The organism is Williamsia sp. M5A3_1d, assembly GCF_053345315.1.
This window is the reverse complement of the sequence record NZ_JBKEZX010000002.1, coordinates 346,152-362,787: the sequence shown is the minus strand read 5'-3', so window position 1 is coordinate 362,787 and position 16,636 is coordinate 346,152. Positions and strand designations below refer to the sequence as shown.

Below are 16,636 nucleotides of genomic sequence, written 5' to 3'. Positions count from 1 at the left end.
GGGCTGGTCGGGTCCGCGAGTGCGTACCGTCGCGACGAGAGGGCGAATCATGAGAGACCGCAACACAACCACGATCACCGACGTGTTCCGTGCCCCGCCGGGAAGATTTGTGGAGGTGTCCGGTGGCGCTGTCGCCGTCCGCAGTGTCGGTGCGGGGCCCGACATCCTGTTTGTCCACGGCTGGCCCGTGTCGGGCGCGACCTTCCGCCATCTCGTCTCGCATCTGGCCGACCGTTTCCGCTGTCATGTCATCGACCTCCCCGGCGCCGGGGACAGCCGGTTCGACCGGTCGACACCGCTCGGGATCGCAGAGCACGCCGATTCGGTGCGGACGGTCGTCGATGCCCTCGCCCCCGACGATGTCGCGGTCGTCGGCCATGACAGCGGCGGCCTGATCGCGCGGCACGCGCTCGCGGGTGACCCACGTGTACGGGCCTGGGGGCTCGTCGCGACGGAACAGACCGGCCGCCCGAGCATGCGGCTCGCGTCGTTTCTCGCACTGCGTCACCTGCCGGGTGTCGGCCGTCCGCTCACTGCAGCGCTCACCACACCCGCGCTGCGACGGTCACGCCTCGCGCTCGGGGACTGTTTCGCCGACCGCGGTCGACTCGACGGGGAGTTCGCGGAGTTCTTCCTCGACCCACTTCGTGACGACCCCGACCGACGCTGGGCGGTCGGAGAGTTGTTGCGCAACTTCGATGTCGGCGCGATCGCCGCACTGCCGGCCATCCATCGACGGATCGAGGTGCCGGTGGGGCTGGTCTACGGCGATCGCGACGCGTTCTTCCCCCTGGAGAGGTCCCGCGAGATGGTGTCGACCTTCGGCGGGCCCGCGACCCTCTCGGTGATCCCCGGCGGGCGTCTGTTCGTCCACGAGGAGTCGGCGCAGCAGGTGGCCGAGGCGCTGGTGCCGGTCCTGAGTGGCGGTGGTGTCAGCTGAGGCCGCGTTGCGCGGCGCGGTCGCCGCGACGGCTCGCGCGACGCTGCACCGTGAAGACGGTGGTGCCGAAGACACCCACGACCAGTCCGATGATCGCGCTCACCAGGGTCGAGGTGGATCCGATGCCGGTCGCCGCGATCACGATCGTCGCGACCAACCACGCCGCCATCCCGACGTAGACGACGTTGTCGGGCGTCATCAGCCATCGAGGGGGCTGGGGGAGGGCCTGCACATCGCCCGCATCGGTCATGGTTGCCAGCGTAGGGTCTGCTCCGGGCGGGGGACAGTCCCACGAGCCATCATCGCGAGAATTCGACACACCAGGAGGCGGGCGTGCCGCGCACCCCCAGCGAGAAGACCGAACCTGTCGACCCCGGCGCCCCTCGTCCGGTTCCCGCTGAACCGGGCTCGGTGCGTGGTCGGGTCGATCGCTTCTTCCATGTCTCCGAACGCGACTCGACGATCTCCCGCGAGATGCGCGGCGGACTGGTCACCTTCTTCACGATGGCCTACATCGTGGTCCTCAACCCGATCATCATCGGCGGCGTCGTCGGCAGCGACCGCAACGCCGACGTCCTCGGCAACGTGCTGCCGATCGCCGCCGTCGCCGCGGTGACCGCGCTCGTCGCCGGGCTGATGTCGATCGCGTTCGGTGTCATCGCCAACTACCCGTTCGCCATCGCGACCGGCCTGGGCATCAACAGCCTGCTGGCGGTGAGCATCGCGCCCGACGTGACCTGGCCCGAGGCGATGGGCCTCGTCGTCATCGACGGCATCATCATCGTGCTGCTCGCGGTGACCGGACTGCGCAGCCGCGTGTTCGCGGCCATCCCCGCCGAACTGAAGGCCGCGATCGCCGCCGGCATCGGCTGCTTCATCGCGTTCATCGGCCTCGTCGACGCCGGGTTCGTCACCCGCACCCCCGACGCCGCGGGCACCACCGTCCCCGTCGGCCTCGGGGTCGGCAACTCGATCACCACCCTGCCCACCCTCGTGTTCGCGGTCGGGGTGCTCGTGATGGGTGTCCTCGTGGTGCGCAAGGTGCGCGGCGGACTGCTCATCGGCATCGTCGTCACCACCCTGCTCGCGGTCGTGGTGCAGGCCTTCGCCGACCTGCCCGCCTCGGGCAACGGCCGCAGCGGGTGGAGCCTGAACATCCCGACGTGGCCCGGCAGCGTCGGCGACCTCCCCGATCTCAGCCTCGTCGGCGACGTCGACATCTTCGGCGCCTTCGTCCGCATCGGCGTGCTGTCGGCGTCGATCTTCGTGTTCACCCTCGTGCTGTCGAACTTCTTCGACGCCATGGGCACCATGACCGGGCTCGGTAAAGAGGCCGGTCTCGTCGATGCCGACGGCAATCTGCCGAACGTGGGGCGTGCGTTGGTCGTCGAGGGCGTCGGGGCCATCGCCGGCGGCACCGCATCGGCGTCGTCCAACACGGTGTTCGTCGAATCGGCGTCGGGTATCGCCGAGGGCGCGCGCACCGGACTCGCGAACGTCGTCACCGGACTGCTGTTCCTGGTCGCGATGTTCTTCACGCCGCTGTATCAGATCGTCCCGCTCGAGGCCGCCGCCCCGGCGCTGGTGGTGGTGGGTGCGTTGATGATCGCCCAGATCCGGTCGATCGACCTCACGCAGTTCGAATACGCGTTGCCGTGCTTCCTCACCGTCGTCGTGATGCCGTTCACCTACTCGATCGCCAACGGCATCGGAGTCGGGTTCATCAGCTGGGTGGTGCTCGCCGCGGCCCGCGGGAAAGCGCGCTCGGTGCACCCGTTGCTGTGGATCATCGCGGTGCTGTTCGTGGTCTATTTCGCCAAGGGCCCCATCGAGACACTGATCGATCGTTGACCACCGATTTCATACCGATGACTGATGCGCATTCTCGTACACCAGTTGGCGCGCCACATTGGTAGTTCGGCATGCATTCGGTATGACGTGACCTATTGTTGAGCCCGTGAATGCCAAAGACGACAAGCTGGCCAGCGACCTGGCCCTTGCGGTTGTGCGCCTGGCGCGGCACCTTCGCGGGCGGCGGCAGTCGTCCACGGTGTCGCTGACTCAGCTGTCGGCTTTGTCGACCCTCGATCGCGAGGGGCCCATGACCCCCGGCGCGATGGCCGCCCAGGAGCGCGTCCAGCCGCCATCGATGACCCGCGTCATCGCCTCACTCGCCGATCTCGGCATGGTCAAGCGTGACCCGCACCCCACCGACGGGCGCCAGATCATCGTCACCCTGTCCGATCTCGGCAACGAGGTCGTCCGCGACGAGACCAACGCCCGCGAGGCGTGGCTGCGCGGCCAACTCGAGAAGCTCGACGGATCCGAACAGGCCGTCCTCCGTCAGGCCGTCGAGATCATGTCGACGATGGTGTCGAGCAGCGACTAGTCGCAGGGGTGTCGAGCAGCGACTGAACGCCGGGCGTTCGTCCGTTCTGCGCTGTTCTTAGCGGCGGTAAGATAGGGCAGTGCCGCTGCCCATGATGTTCTCGTCCCTCGGGGTACGGAACTATCGTCTGTGGGCCGGCGGCCAGGTGGTGTCGCTCGTGGGCACCTGGATGCAGCGCATCGCCCAGGACTGGTTGGTCCTGCACCTCTCCGGGGGCAGCGGCCTCGCCGTCGGCATCGTGATGGCCCTGCAGTTCGGACCCACCGCCGTGCTCTCCATGCCCGCCGGCGCACTCGCCGACCGTTTCGACAAACGTCGCCTGCTGATGGCGACCCAGATCGGGATGGCGCTCTGCGCACTGTTCCTCGGTGTCTCCGACACCCTCGGCCTGGCCACCCTCGGACAGGTGTACGCGCTGTCGCTCATCCTGGGCTGCATCTCCGCGATCGACGCGCCGATCCGTCAGTCGTTCACCGTCGAGATGGTCGGTCCAGAACACCTGCCCAACGCGGTCGCGCTGAACTCGATGACGTTCAACCTCGCCCGCATCATCGGCCCGGCCATCGCCGGTGTGCTCATCACGGTGATCGGTACCGGCCCGGTGTTCCTCGTGAACGTGGTCAGCTTCGTCGCCGTGCTCATCGGGTTGGTGCTGATGCGTCCGGGGGATCTGCTGCGCAGCGAACGCTCCACCGGACGGTCGTCGGTGCGTGCAGGCATCGCCTACGTCCGTGCCCGACCACACCTCGTCGTCGTGTTCGCCACCGTCTTCATGGTGTCGACGTTCGGGATGAACTTCCCGCTGTCGCTGGCGCTGTTGACCGCCAACACCTTTGCCGGTTCGGCCGGTGGCTACGGCTTCCTCTCGACCATGCTCGCCGTCGGGACGCTGGCCGGTGCCACCCTCGCCGCGCGGCGTCGTAACCCGGCCCGCCTGCGGCACTTTCTTGCCGCCGCAACGGTGTTCGGGGTCCTCGAGGTGGTCGTGGGTCTCATGCCGAACTTCGCCTGGGTCGCCGTCATGCTCGTCCCGACCGGCGCGGCCGTCCTCACGTTCAGCACGTCGGCGATGAACATCGTGCAACTGTCGGTCGACTCGTCGATGCGCGGGCGTGTGATGGGGGTCTACATGCTGTGTTTCCTCGGTGGCACGCCGCTCGGCAGCCCGCTGCTCGGGTGGATCGCGCAGGTCACGAGTCCCCGCGCGCCGCTGTGGATCGGCGGTGCGATCAGCGTGATCGCTGCGATCGGCTGCATCGGAGTGCTCATGCGGGTACGCCACATCCGGCCGCACGTCGACCACGGCAAGCTCGTCCTCGAGCCGGTCGCCGCAGGGCGCTGCTGAGAACTGCCCCGTGACGAGCCTCCGAGGGGAATATGCCCTCGGAGGTCGCTCACGGGGACGATCTCAGCACGACCGGCCGGGCACCGGTCAGAAGAAGGTGCCGGAGAAGGGTTTGCGGTCGGTGAGGAACGCCTGATCGAGGTCGCAGAGGGTGGTGTGATCGGCGGCCCAGAGGCGATCGGCGGCGGCGAACTCGGTGGCGCGATAGCCACCGAGGTAGATGCTGCCCAGCACCGACACGTCCATACGCACCGTCGCGGGCTCCTCGGTCGGCGTCGCGGTCGCCTGGCCGTCACGCACCGACATGGCGAACCGACCGCCGTTGCCGCGGAAGGTGTCGGTGATCTCGAGGACCGCGTCGAAGTCCTCGGAGTAGGTCCGCGCCTCCAGCGCGGCGGGGATGTCGATGATGCGCAACCACATCGAGTCCGAGATCGCCGTCACCGTCGGCGCTCGCAGGTTCGTGAGCTTCATCGGCAGCGGGTCGTCGACCGGGATCGACGCGGTGACCGTCGGCATCAGGTCGAGACCGATGAGCACCCGCCACAGATCGGTGTGGGCGGTGTCGGTGATCGCGACGAACTCCGACACCTCCGCGCGCGACTTCCCGTCGACGTGGTTGATGCGGTAACTGACGTACCCGTCGGGATGCACGAGGTAGTGCAGCGCAGAACGCCCGTCGCGCAACATCTCCCGGTCGGCGAAGATCATGTTCCACCACACCCGCGACCGCACGATGGCGCCCGGGTTCATCGACGCCCACCGGTCGTGCAGATCCGGCACGAGCGCCCGCACCTGCTCGTCGGTCGCGAACCGCACGGGGGAGTACGACGGCGGCGGGTCGCGCAGCTCGGCCTTGTTCAGGTCGATCGTCGCACTCTGCTCGAAGCAGGCGGGGCCGTACCCGAACCGCTCGTAGATCGTGGCCTCGCTGGCGGTGAGGATCGAGAAGACGCTCTCCTCGCGCTCCCACTGCTCGAAGAGCTCGGTGATCATCATGCGCAAGATGCCGCGACGACGATGCGTGGCCGCCACCGACACCCACGACAGCCCCGGCAGGTCGGCGCGCGTGCCGCCCGGCAGCGTGAGGGTCATGCGATAGAACATGGCGACACCGGCGAGCACGGAGCCGTGCGGGCCGGAGTCGTCGTAGACCACCACCACGTCGGAGTCGCGCAGCTTGCTGCGCAGGTCGGCCTGTGCCTCGGCGTCGAGTGGGTGGATGAACGCGAACGCTCGGGCGTCGGCCGCGATGATCGCCGGCCAGTCGTCGTCGGTGGCCCGCCGCAGGGTCAGATCGGAGTCGGTCACACCTTCTACGCTGTCACATCGCGCGGTCCCGGAAATAATGGGACTCGATCCACGCTTGATTGTGGTCATGAGCCAGACGAACCGCCCCGCGTCGCACGAACGGGCCGGTAGCCGCGCTCTGCCCGCCGCCGGACTCGCCGTCGTGCTCGGCGCGGTGATGCTGGGCACCACGATGCCGACCCCGCTGTACTCCACCTACGAGCGCGAGTTCGGGTTCTCGCTGCTCACCGTCACCATCGTCTACGCGATGTACGCCGTCGGCGTTCTCGCGGCGCTCATCGGGCTGGGCACCTGGTCGGATGTGCTGGGTCGCCGCCCGATCCTCGCGCTGGGTGTCGTGTTCTCCGCGGCCAGCGACGTGGTCTTCCTCCTCGCCGACGACACCGCCGTCCTGTTGGTCGCGCGGGTGGTGTCGGGGCTGTCGGCGGGCGTGTTCGTCGGCACGGCATCGGTCTCGATCATCGAGATGGCCCGCGGCCGACTGGCCGGACGGGCCCCGGTCATCGCGTCGCTGGCCACGATCGGTGGACTCGGACTCGGACCTGTCCTCGCGTCGATGCTGATCACCTGGGCTCCCGCGCCGCTGCACACCACCTACTGGGTGCACCTGGGCCTGATGGCCGTCGCGCTGGTCATCATCGCGGCCGTCCCCGAGACCCGCGGCCGCCACCGTGAGCGGTCGCTCGGTCTCATGCCGGTGCGGGTGCCCGAGGACATCCGGGCGTTCTTCCTGCGTGCGGCGCTGCTCGGGTTCGCGGGCTTCGCCGTGATGGGCCTGTTCACCGCCCTCGCGCCGACCATCTCCGCAACCATCGTCGGTGTGCACTCGGCGATCGGTGCGGCGCTGCTGACGGTGTCGGTGATGGCGGGATCGCTGCTGGGCCAGCTCTCCGGCCGCGCGCTGGCCCGAGAGGTCGCCGACATCCTCGCCATCGTCGCGATGATCGGCGGCATGGCGGTTCTCATCGCCACCCTCGTCGTCGGCCGGTGGGAGTTGCTCGCGGCCGCGGGGATCATCGGCGGCTTCGGGCAGGGCATCGCGTTCGCCCGCGGACTGCAGGGCATCGCCACCGGCGCCCCGGCCGACGCGAAGGCCGCGGTCACCTCGGCGTACTTCGTGATCACCTACATCGCCATCAGCCTGCCGGTCGTCGCCGAGGGCTTCCTCTCGCGGGCGGTCGGGGTGAAGTCCGCGGGCATCACCTTCGCCGCGGTGGTGATCGGGCTCGTCGCGGTCGCCGCGCTCCTGCTGGTCCGCGAGCGTCGTGTCGAGGCCGCGCGCTCGGACCCCGTCACCGCCGACGCATCCGCCTGAGGCGCGCACCGGGACCTGCCTCGCCGTCGGGTCGTGGGCCGTCGGGTCGTGGGCCGTCGGGTTGGATGGGCCCATGCCCGTAGACGTCATCGACATCGTCGATCCCGGCGATCCGCGCGTCGACGACTTCCGTGACCTGAACTCCGTCGACCGCCGCCCCGATCTCCCCGTACTGCCGGGCGGTCGGCCCGGGCGGGGACTCGTCGTCGCCGAGGGTGTGTTGGTGGTGCAGCGGATGATCGCGTCGCGATTCACTCCGCACGCGTTCCTCGGGGTCGACAAACGCCTGACCGAACTCGCCGACGACCTCGCGCTCCCGACGGTCGCCGGGCTGCCCTTCTACCGTGCGACCGCCGAGGTGATGGCCGAGATCGTCGGCTTCCACCTCAACCGCGGCGTGCTCGGTGTCGCGCGCAGGCCTGAGCGTCTCACCGTCGACGACGTCGTCGGCGACGCGCGCACCGTCGTGGTGCTCGAGGGCGTGAACGACCACGAGAACATCGGCAGCATCTTCCGCAACGCCGCCGGCCTCGCGGTCGACGCGGTCGTCTTCGGACGTGGCTGTGCCGACCCGCTCTACCGCCGCTCCGTACGCGTCTCCATGGGACACGCGCTCCTCGTCCCGTTCGCCGCCGCCGACGACTGGCCCGGCGATCTCCACCGACTGCGGGATCGCGGGTTCACCGTCGTCTCGTTGACGCCGGACGCCGACGCGGTCCCGCTCGCCGAGGCCGTCGCCGCCGACCGCGTCGCGTTCATGGTGGGTGCCGAGGGCCCGGGCCTGTCGGAGACGGCGATGCGCGCCGGCGACGTCCGCGCACGCATCCCGATGGCCCGCGGGACCGATTCGCTCAACGTCGCCACCGCCGCGGCGATCTCGTTCTACGCCCGCGTCGCCCGGTGACCGCTCAGAGGTTCCGCAGGGCGGAGCGTGCCGCGTTGTACCCACCCATGCCGTGGGCACCGGCGCCCGGTGGCGTCGACGCCGAGCAGAGGTAGACCCCGGCGACGCCCGTGGCGTACGGGTCGATGGCAGGGCGCGGACGCAGCAGCACCTGCAGTCCGCCGTTCGACCCGCCGATGACGTCGCCGCCAGCGTAATTCGGGTTGCCGGAGGCGAAGTCGGCGGTCGTCGTCACCGTGGAGGCGCGGATGCGGGACCGGAAACCGGGTGCGAACCGCTCGATCTGCGCGGTGATCGCCTCGGTCGCGTCACCGGAGAACCCATGCGGCACATGGGCGTAGGCGTACAGCGGGTTCAGGTCGCCGGCCGACCGTGAGGGATCGGCGACGTACTGCTGCCCGACGATGAGGAACGGACGTTCGGGCATCTGCCCCTGGGCGACGAGCTTCTCGGCGGCGAACACCTCGTCCGCGTCGCCGCAGACGTGCACGGTGCCCGCCGAGGCGACGCCGGGCGCGGTCCACGGGACGGAGCCCTCGACGGCGAAATCGACCTTGAACGCGCCCGGCGCGCGGCGAAATCGTCGGTAGGCGCGCTCGACTCGGTGGTGCAACGCGTCGCCGTAGATGTCGGCCGCCACCTGCGGCGAGGTGTCGAGCAGCACGATGTCGGCCGGCGGGAGGTCGGCGGTGCTCCGGACGCGACGACCCGTCTCGACGGTGCCGCCCAGGTCGACGAGCATCGCCGCGAGGGCGGAGGTGATGGCGGCCGAACCGCCGCGCGCGACAGGCCATCCGAAGCGGTGGCCCGACGCGGCCAGCATCAGTCCCACCGCCGACGTCAGGGGCCGGTCGAGGCGTGTGTAGGCGTGCGCGGCCGCACCGGCGAACGCCGCCCGACCCTGCGGCGTGGTGAACAGACGTGCGGTCACCGTCGCTGGTGGCAGCGCGCGCGGCCCCAACGTCGCCAGGGCGAGCAGGTGTCGGGGGACGTGGGCGATGGGTTGCATGACCTCGGCGGCGAGGTCGTCGAACCGCGCGGCCAGAGGACCCACCAGTGCCCGCCACCGACGGCCGTCGCGACCGAGGCCGTCGGCGGTGGTCTCGATCGACCGGTGGATGAGCGCGGCGGTGCCGTCGTCGAGGGGATGCGCGCAGTCGATCGGGGCGTGGTCCCACTGCAGGCCATACCGCGCGAGGTCGAGGGTCGCGAGGAACGGTGAGCCCACGCCGAGCGGATGGAACGCCGAGCAATGGTCGTGCGTCAGCCCGGGCAGTGTCAGCTCTGCGGAGCGCGTGCCGCCCCCGATGGTGTCGGCGGCCTCGAGCACGGTGACCGTGACACCGCGACGCGCCAGGTGGACCGCGCCGGCCAGCCCGTTCGGGCCCGACCCGACCACCACGGCGGTCGTCATCGGGGGATCACCTGCGACACGACTTCTCGACCCATACTTCGACGCTACCGACTCGCGCGGTGGGGGAGACAATGAGTCATGTCGTCCGCCGAGCCGACGCCCTGGGCACTGGGCATCACGCTGGCCGCGGTGTCGGCGGTGGTGGTGGCCGGGGCGGTCCTCGGCGTCTACAGCGTCATCGCCGAGACGGGCCGCGTGCTCGCCGTGTTCGCGGTGGTCGTCGTGTGCGGTGGTATCGGTCCCTCGGCGTGGGTGTGGCGAGGACGACCGGTGCTGCGGTGGATGGGCGGCGGTGCGCTCGTCGGCCTCGCCGTGGGGCTGCTGGTCGCGGTCGGATACGCCGCGAGCCGGTGATCAGCGCTTGCCGAAGCCGAACCAGCGCGCGACCTTGACGACCGGTGGCGCGTTGTCGTCGGCGGGCTCTACGTTGTCGTCGGTGGGGGTGCCGTCGGCGCGCGGCGCAGACACCGGCTGCGCGGCGTCGTCGTCGGTCGGCTGGTGACCCGGGGGCCGGATCACGAAGCGCAACACAGGAAGTCGAGAGATCGGGTAGTCGGCGTCGGGATCATCCGGCGACCCCGACGCAGCGTCGAGGCGCAATCCCAGCCAGGTGTGCGCGGCGCACGCAGCGAACTCCACGGGGTGGAACGGCAGCGCCTGGGGGTCGTGGGCCACGCCGTCGACGTACTGCAGCGGGTGTTCCCCGGCCCAGAAGGGGCCTTCGAAGAGGAAGGGCAGGCCCTCGTTCTCGACGATGTCGACCGGGTCGGCGGCGAAGGAACGCCGGAGCCGTCCGTTGTCCCACTGCGCGAACACGCCGTAGGCGGCGTGGGTGTCGGTGTGGACGAGATAGGCGTGTGCGGTGGGGCGCGCGGTGACGAGCTCATCGGGGAGTTCCGAGGGCGGCGTCGCGGCGAGGCGGGGACCCGCGATCACCGCGAGGCGCCCGTACACGCCGACGCCGATCTCGTCGTCTGCGCCCGAGGCGACACGATCGAGGGTGGTCTCACCACGCGGGACGAGGACCGAGTCGCCGATGACGCTGCGCGCCAACGTCTCGGCGGTCATGTGATCGTTCACGACGCCGAGACGCAGGTCGGCGATCGGGTTATCGCTGTCGATCAGCCAGAGCATCGATGTCGTTGCCACGACAGGCACCCCTTCGGTCACTAACGCCTCAACCCGCTACTGGTGTCCGTTGCTTCGAACTCCGAGGAGAACATCTTCCCACGCCGGAACCGCGGGTTTGCGTGCGGCCTTGCGGCGACGGGGAGTCGGTGCCTCGTCCGATGTGGGTGCGCTGCTGCGCATGTCGAGCGGATCGGCGGCGGGCCCGGGCACCTGTCGCGGCGGCTCGGTGTCGTCGGTCGTCGGCGTCGTCGCCTCGGCCGTTGTCTCCGTGTCGATCTCGGCCGCGGGCACGTCGTCGATGTCGATGTCGTCGTCGAGATCGTCGATGTCCACCCGATCGAGGACGACATCGGCCGGGTGGTCGATGAGGGCGGGCTGGTGCGGATCGGGGGTGTGGGTCGAGATGACCCGCGCGCGTTGACGACCGATGAGATCGTCGGCGCCGACGGTGTACTGCTCACCGGCCGAGGCGAGGGAGACGACGGAGGTCAGTCCGCGCAGCGGCCGACTCAGATCGGGGTCGGTGATCTCGTCGGCCGTCTCGTCGAGCGGTTCGGTGGTGCCGCCGCCCGACCCCGGCAGGTAACGCCAGTGGGCGTGGTTCTCCGACCGTCCGACCCGCCAGCTGACCTGGACGATCCATCGACCGTCCTCACTCTTCCAGGCGTCCCAGTCGGTGTCCTCGGGGTTGTGGCCCCGCGCGCCGAGGGCAGATGCGACGACCTCGCCCAGCGTCGACAGGGCCGGCCCGTCGATGCGGATGGGGTGCGACGACGACGCGAGTTCGGCGGCGCGCGAACGCTCGAGGAGCACGGGGTGGGCGAACCGGGAGACCTTCTCGGGCGTCACGCCGGCCGCGGCGGCGACCTGCGCCACGCTGGCCCCGGCGCGGATGCGGGCCTGGATCTCGCGCGGACGCAGGGAGCTCTCCATCTCGATCTCGATCTGTCCGAGGCGGGAGATGTCGCCGCGGGCCGCGGCGCGCAGCCGGTCGTCGGCGGGGAGGTGGAACTTCTCGCCGGAGTCGGGATCCTGGCAGATCACCGACCCACCGTCGGTGTCCAGACCGATGACACGCAGTTCACGCATCTGCCCCTCCTCCTCGAGTGAGAGCGGGTGTTACCGATCTGCGGCGACCGATGATCATCCGAGCGACTGTTCACCCGACCCTAGTGCAGCGACGGCGTGTCGGGTCGATGACACACCGGGAAACACCAGCTCAGCAGGGCTGTGACCGATTGTCCCACGGGCCACATGCGTCACGCCCGCCCCCACCAGTTGGGCCCTCGTTCTCGTCTGTTGGGCCGTTGTTCGGATCGAACGGGCATCGGAGCCCACCCGGAGTGATTGTCGGCCCAACTGGCGCGAATGTCGGCCCAACTGGCGGTGCGTCGGTGGGGTCAGAGGGCGGCGACCACGTGGTCGATGCATGCGGTGAGCTTCGAGATGTCGTCGGGCTCGATCGCCGGGAACATGCCGATCCGCAGCTGGTTGCGACCGAGCTTGCGGTACGGCTCGGTGTCGACCACGCCGTTGGCGCGCAGGGTCGCCGCAACCGCGGCGGCATCCACCGAGTCGTCGAAGTCGATGGTGCCCACCACCTGGCTGCGGTGCTCCGGGGCGGCGAACGGCGTCGCGAACTCGCTGGCCTCGGCCCACTCGTAGAGACGCGACGAGCTGTCGGCGGTGCGCTTGGTGGCCCAGTCGAGTCCGCCCTGGCCGTTCATCCACTCGAGCTGGTTGGCCAGCAGCAGCAGCGACCCGACCGCGGGGGTGTTGTAGGTCTGGTTCTTCGAGCTGTTGTCGACCGCGGTCGGCAGCGACAGGAAGTCGGGGCACCAGCGGCCCGAGGCCTCGATCTTCGCGATCCGCTCGAGAGCGGCCGGGCTCATCAGCGCCAGCCAGATGCCGCCGTCGGAGGCGAAGCTCTTCTGCGGCGCGAAGTAGTAGACGTCGGCGTCGGCGGCGTTCACCGGCAGGCCGCCGGCACCCGAGGTCGCGTCGATCACGATCAGCGCGTCACCGGCCGCCGACGGACGCGACACCGGGACGGCGACACCGGTCGAGGTCTCGTTGTGGGCCCAGCCGATCAGGTCGACGTCGCCGGCCTGTTCGGCGGTGATGTCGGCCGGGTTCGGGGCGGTGCCCGGGTCGGTCGAGATCACGGTCGGGTTGTCGATGAAGGGGGCCTTCTTCGCGACGCTGGCGAACTTCGACGAGAACTCGCCGTAGGTGAGGTGCAGCGACTTCTTCTCGATGAGCCCGAACGAGGCGGCGTCCCAGAAGGCGGTCGATCCACCGTTGGACAGGACCACCTCGTAGCCGTCGGGCAACGAGAAGAAGGTGTGCAGGCCGTCGCGGATGGCGCCGACGACGTTCTTCACCGGCGCCTGGCGGTGGCTGGTGCCGAACACCGATGCACCGGTGTCGACGAGCGACTGCAGCTGCTCGGGGCGGACCTTCGACGGGCCGCAACCGAAGCGGCCGTCGGCGGGCAGGAGGTCGGCGGGGATGGTGATCGCGGAATCGCTCATGGGCGCAATCGTAGTTGCCGCATCCGAGGCTGATGTCGGCGCGTCTACCGCGCTCGACACCGCCGCGACGTCCGCGGTCTTGCCCGCGATTGAACAAACGTTTAGTGTTCTGAACAGTTGTTCAAACAACGCCATACCGAGTCATGAGGGGCGAGTGCACATGAGCGATCTGACCGCACGTGCGCGGGTACGCGACGCCGCGATCGCCGTCTTCGCGCGCGACGGGTTCGTCGCGTCGGTCCGCACGATCGCCGAGGAGGCCGGTGTGAGCCCGGGTTTGGTCATCCACCACTTCGGCTCGAAGGAGGGTTTGCGCGCAGAGTGCGACGCGCACGTCCTCGACCTGACGCGACAGCGCAATCTCACCGCCCTGGCTGACGCCGAGAGCAGTGCTGCGGCCGTCGGCGACCGGCTCGCGGGTCTGGCCGACGCCGGTCCATCCCTGATGTACCTGGTGCGCAGCATCGCCGACGGCGGTGAGTTGGCGCGGTCCTTCATCGCGCGCCTCGTCTCCGACACGCAGGAGTCGATGCGGGTCGGTGTGGCCACCGGGGTGATCCGGCCGTCGGTCGACGAGGCTGCTCGCGCCCACTACCTGGTGGCCGTGTCGCTCGGCGCGATGCTCGTCGACCTGACCGTGCATCCACCGGCCGACCACGCCGACAGTGCCGCCATCGTGGGCGATCACGTGCACCGGACGATGCTTCCTGCCGCCGAGTACGCCACCCACGGCGTTCTCACCGACACCTCGATGCTCGACGCCGTCCTCGCCTACCGGGAGGGTGGGCGGTGACCGCGTCGGGTCCGGCGGTGATCGCCGTGTCGGACCTCCGGAAGCGGCTGGGGCGCAATCAGGTTCTCGACGGTCTCGACCTCACCGTCGAGAAGGGTTCCGTCGCGGGCTTCCTGGGGCCGAACGGTGCCGGGAAATCGACCACGATCCGGGTTCTGCTCGGGACCTACCGCCGGGACTCCGGATCGGTCCGAGTTCTCGGGGGTGATCCGGTGCGTGACGCCGTGGACCTCCATCGCCGGATCGCCTACGTCCCCGGCGATGTCGACCTGTGGCCGCAGATGACCGGCGGCGAATGCATCGACGCCCTGCTGGCGTTGCGAGGGGCGACCCCGCGCCCGGCCGATCGCGCGGCGATGATCGACCGCTTCGATCTCGACCCGACGACACGGATCTCGGCGTACTCGAAGGGCAATCGCCAGAAGGTCGTCCTGGTCGCGGCGTTCGCCGCGCCCGCGGACCTGATGATCCTCGACGAGCCCACGTCCGGCCTCGATCCGCTCATGGAGGATGTCTTCGCGCAGTGTGTGCGCGCGGCCGCCGACGCGGGTACCTCGGTGTTGCTGTCGAGTCACATCCTCGGCGAGGTCGAGAAGCTGTGCGACACCGTGACCATCATCCGGGCCGGGCGCACCGTCGAGAGCGGGACGCTCGCGCAGATGCGCCACCTCACCCGGACGCGGGTGACCGCCGAGGTCGTCGGGTCGACCGAAGGCCTGGCCGACCTGCCGGATGTCGCGGACCTCGAGACGACGCCACCGACGGGCGACTCCGACGCCACCGGGGTGACGCTGTCGGTCGCACCGGCGGGCCTGTCGGCGTTACTGGTGGACCTCGGCGCGCGCGGGGTGCGGTCGCTGCAGATCGCGCCGCCCACGCTGGAGGAGATGTTCCTGCGCTACTACGGCGCACACAGCGATGAGCCCGACCGTGTCGACCACTGACCTCCGGCGACCGATCGCAGGCGCAGGTGTGGTGGCGAGGCTCGCCGTACGGCGTGAGCGGATCCGCACCCCGTCGGTCGTCGTGGCGCTGCCCGTGCTGGTGGTGGTCACGGGCGCGGCGATGGCGTCGCTCTATCCCGACGCCGCCGCTCGGGCGGCGTTGCGATCGGGTGCCGCGGACAATCCCGCGTTCCGGCTGCTGCTCGGCCCGCTGGGTGCGGACACCTCTGCCGCCGCGATCACCACGTGGCGGATCGGGCTGTTCCTCGTACTGGTCGCCGGGATCCTTCTGGCTCTCACCGTCATCCGGAACTCCCGCGCCGAGGAGGAGGCGGGTCGGGGAGAACTCGTGCGCGCCGGTGTCGTCGCACCGACGGCCCCGATACTCGTCGCCGCTGGGGTCGCGACCGTCGCCGGCTCCGCGGTCGCGATCGTGATGGCCGGTGCGACAGCGCTTGTCGGTGCGTCGGCGGCATCGGCGGTTATGGTCGGCCTCGGATACCTGGCGGTCACCGTCGCCGCCGTCGGGATCGCCACGGTTGCCGATCAGGCGTTCGCCACCGCACGCGGTGCGAATGTCGCCGTGGTGACGGTGCTGGCCGGTGGGTACGTGGTGCGGGGCGTCGGTGATGTCGTCGACGGGTTCACCTGGTTGCGGTGGATGTCGCCGGTCGGGTGGGCCGAGTTGATCGACCCGTTCGGTCACCGCAGGGCGCTCCCCGCGGTCGTCGGTGTGGTGGTGGGTGCTGTCGGTGTCGCGGTGGCGGCGGCGCTCGCTCGTCGCCGCGACCTGGGGCAGGGGTTGGTGGCGCGCGGACCCGGGCCCACCGGATCGCGGCGGTTACGCACCGTGGGCGCGGTGGTGGCGCGGGTGTCGGTGCCGACGATCGCGCCGTGGGTGTCGGCGACCGCGGCGTATTGCCTGCTGCTGGGGTTCCTGCTGTCGTCGGTGGGTGACCTGGTGCCCTCGGGCGGCGGGGTCACCGACATCGTTCGTGACCTGGGCGGTGGGGGCGCGCTCGCCGAGTCGGTGATGACCGCGGTGCTCGGGTTCGTCGGGGTGATCGCCGGTCTCGCGGGTGTCGCGGTGGTGATGCGGACGCGCGTCGACGAGACCGCGGGCCGTACCGAGCAGATCCTGGCCACGGCGACGTCGCGTTCGCGGTACTTCCTGAGCACCGCCGCCGCGGCGTTCGCGGCGTCGGTCGGGGTGATCGTCGCCGCGTCGGTCGCCACCGCGGTGGCTCACGTGATCAGTGCCGGGACCTCGGCGGCGCCCGATGTGGGTACCGTCCTGGGCGCGGGGGCGGTGCAGATCCCCGGCACCCTGGCTGTCGTCGCGGTCGGTGTCGCCGCGTACGGCCACCGGCCCCGAGTCGTCGCGGTGGGATGGGTTGCGGTGCTGGGGGACATGCTGCTCGCGCAGTTCGGCGAGCTGTTCGGACTGCCGATGTGGGTGCGAGATCTCGCCCCGCACACCCACGTGTCGGGTATGCCGCCCGGCGACGTCGGTCTCACCGCGCCGATCCTGAGTCTGGCGGTCGCCGCGGCACTGCTCGGCCTCGGCTGGTGGGGGTTCCACCGGCGCGACATCCCCGGCTGATCGGTCGGCCAGG

Annotated in this window: 16 protein-coding genes; 10 read left to right on the top strand and 6 right to left on the bottom strand. The window is 70.1% G+C overall.

Features of this window, described 5'->3' with window-relative positions; translation table 11 throughout:
• The first annotated feature begins 49 nt into the window (after positions 1-49).
• Complete coding sequence (locus tag ACLBW1_RS09215; RefSeq protein ID WP_447811535.1) at positions 50-940, top strand: alpha/beta fold hydrolase; 891 nt, start codon at positions 50-52, stop codon at positions 938-940.
• Here ACLBW1_RS09215 and ACLBW1_RS09210 read toward each other — a convergent pair.
• Positions 933-1,190 carry a DUF2530 domain-containing protein gene (locus ACLBW1_RS09210; RefSeq protein WP_447811534.1) on the bottom strand — a complete coding sequence of 86 codons (258 nt, stop codon included), beginning with the start codon at positions 1,188-1,190 and terminating at the stop codon, positions 933-935. The two genes, ACLBW1_RS09215 and ACLBW1_RS09210, sit on opposite strands and share 8 nt — an antisense overlap.
• A gap of 161 nt (positions 1,191-1,351) precedes the next feature.
• On the opposite strand from ACLBW1_RS09210, the gene ACLBW1_RS09205 reads away from it, so the two are divergent.
• The 3 genes from ACLBW1_RS09205 to ACLBW1_RS09195 all read left to right on the top strand — a co-directional run bounded on the left by ACLBW1_RS09205 (position 1,352) and on the right by ACLBW1_RS09195 (position 4,674).
• Positions 1,352-2,791: an NCS2 family permease gene (locus ACLBW1_RS09205; protein WP_447812144.1), complete on the top strand. Its 1,440-nt coding sequence runs from the start codon at positions 1,352-1,354 to the stop codon at positions 2,789-2,791.
• Positions 2,792-2,897: 106 nt separating this feature from the next.
• A complete protein-coding gene (locus ACLBW1_RS09200) occupies positions 2,898-3,329 on the top strand; it encodes an Rv0880 family HTH-type transcriptional regulator (protein ID WP_045824141.1) in 432 nt (143 codons plus the stop codon).
• Between the two features lie 94 nt (positions 3,330-3,423).
• The gene (locus ACLBW1_RS09195) at positions 3,424-4,674 is read left to right on the top strand and encodes an MFS transporter (RefSeq protein WP_447812143.1); all 1,251 of its coding nucleotides are present in this window, start codon (positions 3,424-3,426) and stop codon (positions 4,672-4,674) included.
• A gap of 87 nt (positions 4,675-4,761) precedes the next feature.
• Here ACLBW1_RS09195 and ACLBW1_RS09190 read toward each other — a convergent pair whose 3' ends face one another.
• Positions 4,762-5,985 (bottom strand): GNAT family N-acetyltransferase, encoded by a 1,224-nt coding sequence (locus ACLBW1_RS09190; RefSeq protein WP_447811533.1) that lies wholly within the window; start codon positions 5,983-5,985, stop codon positions 4,762-4,764.
• A gap of 67 nt (positions 5,986-6,052) precedes the next feature.
• Here ACLBW1_RS09190 and ACLBW1_RS09185 point away from each other — a divergent pair, with 67 nt between their 5' ends.
• Together ACLBW1_RS09185 and ACLBW1_RS09180 are read left to right on the top strand one after the other, a co-directional pair.
• Positions 6,053-7,300 carry an MFS transporter gene (locus ACLBW1_RS09185; RefSeq protein WP_447811532.1) on the top strand — a complete coding sequence of 416 codons (1,248 nt, stop codon included), beginning with the start codon at positions 6,053-6,055 and terminating at the stop codon, positions 7,298-7,300.
• Between the two features lie 73 nt (positions 7,301-7,373).
• Positions 7,374-8,204 (top strand): TrmH family RNA methyltransferase, encoded by an 831-nt coding sequence (locus ACLBW1_RS09180; protein WP_447811531.1) that lies wholly within the window; start codon positions 7,374-7,376, stop codon positions 8,202-8,204.
• A gap of 4 nt (positions 8,205-8,208) precedes the next feature.
• Here the strand turns inward: ACLBW1_RS09180 and ACLBW1_RS09175 are convergent, their stop codons facing one another.
• Positions 8,209-9,618: a phytoene desaturase family protein gene (locus ACLBW1_RS09175; RefSeq protein WP_447811530.1), complete on the bottom strand. Its 1,410-nt coding sequence runs from the start codon at positions 9,616-9,618 to the stop codon at positions 8,209-8,211.
• Positions 9,619-9,696: 78 nt separating this feature from the next.
• Between ACLBW1_RS09175 and ACLBW1_RS09170 the strand changes: the two genes are divergently transcribed.
• Positions 9,697-9,972 carry a DUF2537 domain-containing protein gene (locus ACLBW1_RS09170; RefSeq protein WP_447811529.1) on the top strand — a complete coding sequence of 92 codons (276 nt, stop codon included), beginning with the start codon at positions 9,697-9,699 and terminating at the stop codon, positions 9,970-9,972.
• On the opposite strand, the gene ACLBW1_RS09165 is transcribed toward ACLBW1_RS09170, so the two are convergent.
• From ACLBW1_RS09165 to serC, 3 genes are all read right to left on the bottom strand, one after another.
• Positions 9,973-10,767 carry a DUF6928 family protein gene (locus tag ACLBW1_RS09165; RefSeq protein ID WP_447811528.1) on the bottom strand — a complete coding sequence of 265 codons (795 nt, stop codon included), beginning with the start codon at positions 10,765-10,767 and terminating at the stop codon, positions 9,973-9,975.
• Between the two features lie 36 nt (positions 10,768-10,803).
• Positions 10,804-11,838: a septation protein SepH gene (gene sepH / locus ACLBW1_RS09160; RefSeq protein WP_447811527.1), complete on the bottom strand. Its 1,035-nt coding sequence runs from the start codon at positions 11,836-11,838 to the stop codon at positions 10,804-10,806.
• Positions 11,839-12,149: 311 nt separating this feature from the next.
• On the bottom strand, positions 12,150-13,283 hold the full coding sequence (gene serC / locus ACLBW1_RS09155; RefSeq protein WP_447811526.1) for a phosphoserine transaminase: 1,134 nt from the start codon (positions 13,281-13,283) through the stop codon (positions 12,150-12,152).
• Positions 13,284-13,443: 160 nt separating this feature from the next.
• Between serC and ACLBW1_RS09150 the strand changes: the two genes are divergently transcribed.
• From ACLBW1_RS09150 to ACLBW1_RS09140, 3 genes are read left to right on the top strand one after another with little or no spacing between them, the layout of a single operon-like run.
• The gene (locus ACLBW1_RS09150) at positions 13,444-14,076 is read left to right on the top strand and encodes a TetR family transcriptional regulator (protein WP_447811525.1); all 633 of its coding nucleotides are present in this window, start codon (positions 13,444-13,446) and stop codon (positions 14,074-14,076) included.
• On the top strand, positions 14,073-15,020 hold the full coding sequence (locus ACLBW1_RS09145) for an ATP-binding cassette domain-containing protein (RefSeq protein ID WP_447811524.1): 948 nt from the start codon (positions 14,073-14,075) through the stop codon (positions 15,018-15,020). The genes ACLBW1_RS09150 and ACLBW1_RS09145 overlap by 4 nt, the downstream gene beginning before the upstream one ends.
• Positions 15,007-16,623 (top strand): ABC transporter permease, encoded by a 1,617-nt coding sequence (locus ACLBW1_RS09140; protein ID WP_447811523.1) that lies wholly within the window; start codon positions 15,007-15,009, stop codon positions 16,621-16,623. Before ACLBW1_RS09145 ends, ACLBW1_RS09140 begins: the two co-directional genes overlap by 14 nt.
• Positions 16,624-16,636 lie beyond the last annotated feature (13 nt).

Bases quoted from the DNA above. Each gene is read 5' to 3' on its own strand.
- ACLBW1_RS09175 (WP_447811530.1), bottom strand. From the start codon at position 9,618: ATGACGACCGCCGTGGTGGTCGGGTCGGGCCCGAACGGGCTGGCCGGC.
- ACLBW1_RS09150 (WP_447811525.1), top strand. From the start codon at position 13,444: ATGAGCGATCTGACCGCACGTGCGCGGGTACGCGACGCCGCGATCGCC.
- sepH (WP_447811527.1), bottom strand. From the start codon at position 11,838: ATGCGTGAACTGCGTGTCATCGGTCTGGACACCGACGGTGGGTCGGTG.
- ACLBW1_RS09195 (WP_447812143.1), top strand. From the start codon at position 3,424: ATGTTCTCGTCCCTCGGGGTACGGAACTATCGTCTGTGGGCCGGCGGC.
- ACLBW1_RS09170 (WP_447811529.1), top strand. From the start codon at position 9,697: ATGTCGTCCGCCGAGCCGACGCCCTGGGCACTGGGCATCACGCTGGCC.
- ACLBW1_RS09210 (WP_447811534.1), bottom strand. From the start codon at position 1,190: ATGACCGATGCGGGCGATGTGCAGGCCCTCCCCCAGCCCCCTCGATGG.
- ACLBW1_RS09185 (WP_447811532.1), top strand. From the start codon at position 6,053: ATGAGCCAGACGAACCGCCCCGCGTCGCACGAACGGGCCGGTAGCCGC.
- ACLBW1_RS09215 (WP_447811535.1), top strand. From the start codon at position 50: ATGAGAGACCGCAACACAACCACGATCACCGACGTGTTCCGTGCCCCG.
- ACLBW1_RS09180 (WP_447811531.1), top strand. From the start codon at position 7,374: ATGCCCGTAGACGTCATCGACATCGTCGATCCCGGCGATCCGCGCGTC.
- serC (WP_447811526.1), bottom strand. From the start codon at position 13,283: ATGAGCGATTCCGCGATCACCATCCCCGCCGACCTCCTGCCCGCCGAC.